This is a genomic window from Bathymodiolus heckerae thiotrophic gill symbiont, from assembly GCF_900128515.1.
Lineage (GTDB): Bacteria > Pseudomonadota > Gammaproteobacteria > PS1 > Pseudothioglobaceae > Thioglobus_A.
Window position 1 is genome coordinate 1 of record NZ_FQTP01000226.1, and the last position, 1105, is coordinate 1105.

The 1105-nt window shown below is 39.3% G+C and carries 2 protein-coding genes; both read right to left on the reverse strand.

Features of this window, described 5'->3' with window-relative positions:
• Positions 1-327: transposase (locus tag BTHERMOSOX_RS11460; RefSeq protein ID WP_488153937.1), on the reverse strand; the 327-nt coding region annotated here is incomplete at its 3' end.
• Between the two features lie 265 nt (positions 328-592).
• A partial coding sequence (locus BTHERMOSOX_RS11465; protein ID WP_212744664.1) for an IS3 family transposase occupies positions 593-1105 on the reverse strand: 513 nt, incomplete at its 5' end.

Consider the following 1105-nt stretch of genomic DNA (forward strand, 5'->3'; position numbering starts at 1 on the left):
GGCATCAATAATGTTGATTGATCCGAGTGAGACAGTGATAGAGTTTCTCTCTAGGTGAGTGTTGATTTGCTTCAGTAGAAGCTCTAGTAGCTGCTCGGTGTTAAGCAGCTGTCTAAAGCGCCAAATACTGGAATGGTCTGGCACATTCTCAGACAGGCTAAGATTAATAAAGCGCCTAAACATAAGATCCCTGGCGATTTGCTTCTCTAAGACTTCATCACTAAGGTTATACCAAGCTTGGAGAATAAGAATCCTAAACATCATCAGTGGCGGGTAGCTAGGCGCACCTCGCACAGATGAATAAAGGTTTGATAAGGTTTGCTCTATCTCTGTCTAATTGATGATGTTATGCACGTCATTAAGCTCTGATAGAGATTTATGCTCTACAACTAGAGAATCTGCGAATGAATGTTGAGTTGTTTATTTCCAAGACATTTTAGGTATTTTTTATTGTAGATTAGGTGGTTGTTATTTTACTAGACTGGCGTGGTTTTGGTTGATTTATGCAAAGATCTCTAAATGTATTAATGGTGGTAGATACAATTGCAATCCCCCCATTTCTAACGCTTGCTAAAAATAGAATTTCCATTGTTTAAATAGCCTCAAGTAGCTTTCTTGGTGGAATCCCACCAATCGAACTATGAGGTCGTACGTTATTATATACCCACATCCACTGGGTTGCTAAATTTTGTGCATGTTCGATTGAGTCAAAAATATGCATGTTTAACCATTCGTTTCTTGCTGTTTGGTTAAATCTTTCAATATAAGCATTCTGTGTTGGTTTGCCTGGTTGTATGTACATTAACTCAATATCCATTGCTTGTGCCCATTCTCGTAGTGCATGAGATATGTATTCTGGTCCGTTATCACATCGAATGGCTTTGGGCTTGCCACGCCATTCAATGAGCTGCTCTAATGATTTAATCACTCTTTGCACTGGCAAAGAGTGGTCTACTTCAATGCCTAGGCATTCTCTGTTGTAATCATCTATGACATTAAACGTTCTGATTTTTCTACCTGTGTTTAATGAATCTGACATGAAGTCAATCGACCAAGTTTGATTAATTGACAGTGGCACGCTCAAAGCCTGCGGCTTATCGCGTTT